We start from the raw sequence: 6,509 nt of genomic DNA on the forward strand, positions 1-6,509 counted from the left end.
GGGCGACTCTGTCGCGCGGTGAGCCCCGCGCACCGCTACGGGCCGGTGAGAGACCCGCGGATCATCGGCCCGGCTCCGGCCGGACGGGAGCCTTCGTGAATCCGGTTCCGGACCTCGTGGTCAATCCTTCCACTTTATCCTGATTTATCCAGGTAATCCTGGCGCGCCACTGCCCTGGCTGTTCCGGCGAACAAATGGCCGTACCGGGTTCGGCGGTCCTCACCAGCCGGCGTCGCCGACCGAGACGCCGTACGCCGAAGGCTGCTGGGTTTGGGGCCGGAACTGATTCTCCACCGGCGAGTTCGCCAGCCGGGCGAAGACATCGATGGCCCGGGCCACCAATTCCTCGGCCTCCTCACGGGTGGCGCAGGCGGCGACCTCCCGGCATATCCCGCCCATGGCGTCGGTCACGATCGCGACGATCGCGCGGACGGCCAGCGGGTCGTCGTGTCCCGGGGCGTTCGCGCTGTCGCGCAGCAGTGTGGAGTTCTGCCGGAACCAGTCCTGGTTGATCCGGCGCATGCGCAGCCCGAACCCCGGCGGGGTGTCCCCGTCCGCGACGAGTCGCACCACGTCACGGTGCTCCCACGCGCCGAGCAGATAGGCGCGGGTCCCCGCGAGGAACAACCGGAGCCCGTTGGTGACCCCGGCGGCCCGCACGGCGATGACCGTTTCCCTGGCCCGGGCCTCCTGGCTGCGTTGATACTCCAGCCACATGGCCACGTATACGTTGGTCTTGCTGCCGTAGTGATAATAAAGCGACCCGACACTCATGCCCGCGCGGTCCGTGATATCGCTCACACTCGTCGCGGAGAAACCCTTCTTGGCGAAAAGCTCGCGGGCCGCTTCCGCCAGGCTGCGGGCCGCCTCGGTCTGCAACCTCGGGTTGTCGAGATCGATGAGCGTCTCGGGGTCTTCACCCCCGCGCGGCGACGCCTCCCGCTTTCTCGCCGTCGCACCGGGCTTCGCCATGTGCCCCCCAACCAGGTCCAGCCGATCCGCGTGAACAAGGGATCTGAATGACATTCAGTCTATGGCACACGGCGGATCCTCTGCCAGGAACCCCTCCTTTCCTGATCTCCGGTCCCGTGCCGCACGCCGCTCGGCGGCGCCGGCCCCGCCGTGTGGGCGTCGAGCCGGTGTCCGCAGGGGCGCAGGCGACCGGTCAGCTCTCGTCGTCCGCGAGAAATTCCGGTGATCGGCTATCCGGTCCGTGTCACCATTCCGGCATGAGCATCGAGAAGATCGAGGCCAACGTGGCGTTCGCGATCGAGAAGCTCGGCCCGCTCAGCGACGTGCCCTTCGGACTGGACGAGGATTCCGTCGCCTGGGTCGAGGGCTTCATCGACCGTCAGCGCAGTCGTCCCGGCTTCGACCCCGACGACGTGGAGGGCCTGACCGGCGTGCTGGGCTGGTTCCTGGGGGCCTGCCTGCTCGCGGCGGCCGGCGGCGCCTGGGACTACAGCGACGACAACGGCTGGGGCGTGCGTTTCCCGAACGGCTGCCTGGCCTACCCCTTCGCGAAGGTGCGCAAGCAGTTCCGGAACGGCACGGAGGGCGGCGACTCGATCTCCAGCTTCTACCGGGTCGCGATCGACGTGGTCGCCGGGGGGAAGCTGGGCGGCTGAGCCGAAGCCCCACGACCAAGGGACCTCGGCAAGCTGTTCGGCTTCGCCACCCCCGCCGCCGAGGCGTGGGTCAACGGCGGCAGCCCGACCACCGGCTGCCTGAAGGGCGCCGCCGACCACACCTTCGGCGGCCTGTTCGGTTCGGCGCGGCCGGACGTCAGCCGGGAAGCGGCAGCGGGCCTCCGTGGCCGGGCATGCCCCGGTCGTCCGGGATCGTCTCCTCGCCCCCACCGTCGGCGGAGACGCCCTGGCCCCGGGTCTGCTCGGCGAGGCGCCGGTAGTAGGCCGAGACCGCGGCGAGCGCGTCACCCGCCGCCGTCAGCAACGTGGCCCCCGCCCGCTCGACGACGTCGGCCTCGTGGATCTCGAACGCCCGGACTCCGTCCAGCACGGCGCTCTTCAGGTCACGCAGCAGCCGGACGTCGCCCTCCATGTAGACGCGGCACATCGCGGTGACCCGGCCGGAGTCGTCCCCGGCGAGCAGCAGCCGTCTGACGGAGGACACCGAGTCGCGCACCAGGCCGGTGTCCGGCCGCGCGGACATGGCGGCGAGGTCGGTGTCGAAGGACCGGATGTCGAGGTGCGGGTCGCAGAAGCCCGCGGTGAGCTGCCAGAGGGTGCGCAGGTCGTCGTGCACCAGCCCGTCGAGGTAGCTGACCAGGAACCGCCGGTGCGCCTCGACGACGTACTGCGCCTTGAAGGGCGTCAGCTCCCGGGGGTCCTCGCCCGAGGTGGTGACCGCCGTGGTGAACCCGTAGTCGGCGGTCAGCGCGTTCTCCATGCCGGCCAGCAGGTAGACGAACCGTACCCAGGCGCGGAACAGCTCCTCCAGCGGCAGCGCGCGCAGGCCCTCCTCGGTGAGCACCACGCCCCACCGGGCGCCGAAACTCAGGCGGCGCAGGTGGCCGATCTGGTACATCGCGAGCTGGGCGTCGATCTCGGCGTGCGCGTGGTGCAGCACCTTCCGGTACGCCGCGGTCGCGTCGAGCCCGGCGTGGTTGCGGATGATGTGCGGCCCGCCGATGTGCAGGTGCAGGAACTCGCCGACGTCGAACACCGCGCCGCCGATCGCCATCCAGTAGCCCGTCTCGGCGGTGTTGTGCCGTGCCAGATCCGACACCTCGAACCGGGGACCCTGCTGCGCGTGGCCCAGATAGGTGGTGAAGACGTCCGTGCCCAGACGTCCGTCGGCCACCAGCCCCCGGAGGAATTCGCGCCCGTCGCCGGGCACGATGCCGGTCAGCGCCTGGAGCACGGAGGCGGCGAACCGCGCGCTGCCGCACACGTAGACGTACGCGCCGCGGCCGCCGTCGCCGGTGGGGCGCAGCAGTTCCCACAGTTCGTCCGCCTCGACGCGGATCACGTCGTCCACCCGGCGCCGCCGTCCGTCCCGGACGGCGTGGCGCCGGCCGTCGAAGCCGATCGCGGCGTCGGCGCGGGAGAACGCCACGGAGAGTCTCAGCCGGCCCCCGGCCGCCGCCGCGTCCAGGTCGGCGCGCTCGGCGAACTCCTCCGGCGTACGGATCCCTAAATAGAGCCGGTTCTCACCCGGTCCGGTGCGCGCGGCGAGGAACCCCAGGAACGGAGCGATCCCGGAACCGGCCGCGAACATGACGACGGGCGTGGCGGGGTCGGCCGGCGGCCGGAACCGGGGCGTGGAGACGATCCGCAGCGACAACCGCCGGCGGCCCTCGGCGCTCACCCGGCGCAGGAAGTGCGACGCCGTGCCCTGGCGTTCCCGTGGGTACGACCACGGCGTCCGGGCGGAGGTGTAGCCCAGGCCGGCGACCACCAGCCTCAGCGTGCTGGCCGGTTCGCCCGGCGGCGGAGCCGAGGCGATCGAGTACAGCCGGAACGGCTCGGGCGGAACGACCGCGCAGAACGCGTCGTCCTGGTGCGGATCGGCCTTCCACAGCCGGGTGACGTCATACCCGCCCGCGTGCAACAGGTTGAGGACGTCCCACAGCTCCCACTGGTCCTCCATGCGGGCGTCCACCACGCGCCGCCACGCGCCGACGGCCGTCAGCGTCACCAGCCGTTTCGCCACCTCCCGTCCGATCGGACGCAGCCGGGCGAAGCGCAGCAGCGTCCGCAGCGGCAGCACGTCGGCCTCGCCGTAGCCCTCGCGGCAGGCCACCGCCGCCCGCCACTCCGGGGTGAGCCGTACGAGCTCGTCGCCGGTCGCCTGCAGGGCGGCGACGGTGCGGCGCACCAGTTCGTCGTCGTTCTCGGCCAGCACGCCGACCCGGTCGCCGGGCAGGTGGTGCACGCCCTGCCCGGTGACGTCGATCTCCAGGTGGCAGGTCCAGGCGCCGGACTCCGCGGTGACGACGCGGCCCCGGCGGGCGGTCCCGAACACCACCGGCGGGCCCACCGGCGGGCGGCGCTCGTCGCGGACGACGGCCAGCTCGCCGTCCACCTTGTCCCACGTCCTGTCCTTGAACAGGCCGGTGAACCGGGCGCCGGTCGTCACCTGCCGGCCGACCTTGAACGCCACCTCCAGGAAGCCGTACGCCTTGACGCGGTGCAGGCCCATCCAGCCGCGGTCGCCCAGATAGGCGTCGAGCACGGCGTTGTAGACGCCGCGCAGGGTGCTGTTGCGGGTGTCCTCGACATACCGGCGCACCGACACCTCGCGCAACGCGGCCACCAGCTCCTGCCAGTGCCGCGGGAAGAATCCGGCGAGGTACGTGCTCTGCCGCCCGACCAGCGAGTCGTAGTCGCGGCGTTCGAGGAACGCGTCCAGCGCGTGGATCTGCGGCTGCGCGGTGCCGCTCGGGCTGGGCGCGCCGTCGAAGATGGGGACGCCCGCGGTGCCGACCGTCTTGGCCCACAGCACCTGGTCGAGCGGATGCCGGCCGCGGGGGTTGGGATCGATCTGCGGATATATGGCCTGGGTGACGTGCCGCAGCCGGTCGAGGATCACCAGGAGCGCGGCCTCCAGGGCCGCCGGGTCGTCCGCGACGACGGCCTCCTGGGCGTCCAGCATGGCGCCCAGCACGGGCGTGAGCCCCATCGCGAACTCGGTGGTGACCAGGTAGAAGACCCGCTCCGCCGCGTTGTCCCAGGTCGGCACGAGCAGGTCCATGTTGTCCAGCGCCCGCGGCCCGGCGGGGTAGCGCAGCCGCCAGTTGTAGAAGAACAGGTCGATGTAGGAGACGGCCGGGATCTCCTTGCCCAGGCGGCGCGAGACCGTGGTCCACGGCCGCAGCAGCGACTCGGGCAGAGCGGCCGGCGGATCGGTCGCCATGTACTGGTAGGCGTGGGCGAAGACGCCGAGCAGGGTCGAGGCGCGTAACAGGTAGCGGTCGGGCAACGCCTCGGGCCGCGCGTCGAGCACCGGCATCGCGTCGAACGCCCGGCGCAGCGACAGCCGGCGGAACAGGCCGGGGAGCCGGCCGCTCATCTCGTCCCAGGCCCGGTGCGAATCGGGGAAGGCTGTCAGCGGCGGCTCGACCGGCAGGAACCCGTGCGCGAGCGACAGGAACCCGTCGAGTTCGTGGCCCACCGCCCGGTTGTGCGCCTCGGCGGCCTCCACCACGCGTCGTGCGGGCAGGCGCGGCGGCGCGACCGGCCGCAGCATGGTCAGCTGCCTCGGGTCGATGAGCCCCGTCGCCTCCGGGTCGAGGAACATCCAGGTCAGCTCGTAGCGGCCGATGCGCAGGCGGTCCCCGGGGACGAGCACCCGCCGCGTCACCCGCGCGTCGTTGACGTAGGTTCCGTTGGAGCTGCCGAGATCGGTCAGCACAAGCTGGTCGTCGACGATCTCCAGCCTCGCGTGGCGCCGGGACACCATGCCGTCGTCCAGCACCACCGCCGCCGCGCGGGTGTCCCGGCCGAGAGTCGCCGGGAGCGTGCACACCCGCTCGCTGCTCTCGCGGGTGTGCCGGTCGGTGAGGATCAGCCGGAGCTCAGGAATGGTAGATCACCGCACGACACAGATCGGCCCGCGACAGCGTGCCCACGAGGGTTCTGTCGTCGACGACGGGAATCCGCCGGATCCCGCGGTCGATCATCACGATCGCGGCGCGGGCGAGTTCGTCGGCCGGGTGGACCGTCGCCGCGTCGCGTACGACGAGGGGGTCGACGACCCGGTCGGCCAGGGCGCGGCCCCGCTCCAGGAAGATCCGGAACGCGTCGGCGAGGGTGCCGCCGGCGGCGGTCACGTCGTCGAAGCCGGGCAGCATGGCGCGCACGAGGTCCTCCTCGGACAACGACCCGGCGAACCGCCCGTCGTGGTCGAGAACCATCAACTGGCCGACCTCCGACACACTGACCATTTCGGCCGCCCGCCGGATGGTCGCGCCAAGTCGTATGTAGGCCGGGAACGCCGTCATGACGTCGCTGACCAGCACGCCGCCTCCCAGGTCCCGCCTTACGGCCGTTTCGGACAACCGGTTATCTGGCCATTTAGATATCCGAAAACAATTATGGGCGAGTATAAATCCATCCGGAATGCGTGTACACCCACAAAGCGGAGAGCCGCCCCCGGTGGTGCAAGGGGCGGCTCGGTCTTCCGGCTTCCGGATCCGCTGGGTCCGGTCTGCCTTTGCCTGGGTTACCGGTGTCCGACTACCGGTGTCCGACTTACCGGTATCCGGCGGCGACGATGTTCGCCTGGACCGCGTCCTCGGTGGCGTTCGTCGGATAGCCGGAGGTCATCACACCCTCGTAGAAGGTGCCTGCGGCGCCGTGGCTGTTGTCGCCGCCGATGCCGAGGATGATCGCGCCTTCCTTCTTCATCGGGTTGTAGCCCGAGACGTTGGGACGCTTGCCGTCGTAGAAGGTGCCGAGGCCGCCCGACTGGGCGTTGCCGCCGCGGATGGCCCAGTGGTTCGGCTCACCCTTGATGATCGCGGTCAGGTAGCGGTGGCTGATGCT

At 71.1% G+C, this 6,509-nt stretch carries 5 protein-coding genes; 1 reads left to right on the top strand and 4 read right to left on the bottom strand.

Features of this window, described 5'->3' with window-relative positions:
- Positions 1-219: 219 nt before the first annotated feature.
- Positions 220-972 (bottom strand): TetR/AcrR family transcriptional regulator, encoded by a 753-nt coding sequence (locus Mam01_RS35670; protein WP_204289636.1) that lies wholly within the window; start codon positions 970-972, stop codon positions 220-222.
- A 257-nt stretch (positions 973-1,229) separates the two neighbouring features.
- Between Mam01_RS35670 and Mam01_RS35675 the strand changes: the two genes are divergently transcribed.
- On the top strand, positions 1,230-1,628 hold the full coding sequence (locus tag Mam01_RS35675; RefSeq protein ID WP_204289637.1) for a hypothetical protein: 399 nt from the start codon (positions 1,230-1,232) through the stop codon (positions 1,626-1,628).
- 157 nt (positions 1,629-1,785) lie between these two features.
- Here Mam01_RS35675 and Mam01_RS35680 read toward each other — a convergent pair whose 3' ends face one another.
- The 3 genes from Mam01_RS35680 to Mam01_RS35690 form a co-directional block, all read right to left on the bottom strand.
- A complete protein-coding gene (locus Mam01_RS35680; RefSeq protein ID WP_204289638.1) occupies positions 1,786-5,490 on the bottom strand; it encodes an FHA domain-containing protein in 3,705 nt (1,234 codons plus the stop codon).
- 49 nt (positions 5,491-5,539) lie between these two features.
- Positions 5,540-5,983, bottom strand: a complete 444-nt coding sequence (locus tag Mam01_RS35685; protein WP_204289639.1) for a CBS domain-containing protein — start codon at positions 5,981-5,983, stop codon at positions 5,540-5,542.
- A gap of 232 nt (positions 5,984-6,215) precedes the next feature.
- Positions 6,216-6,509 (bottom strand): arabinofuranosidase catalytic domain-containing protein (locus tag Mam01_RS35690; RefSeq protein ID WP_204289640.1); only part of this gene is annotated, 294 nt, incomplete at its 5' end.

This window comes from Microbispora amethystogenes, assembly GCF_016863015.1.
Taxonomy (GTDB): domain Bacteria; phylum Actinomycetota; class Actinomycetes; order Streptosporangiales; family Streptosporangiaceae; genus Microbispora; species Microbispora amethystogenes.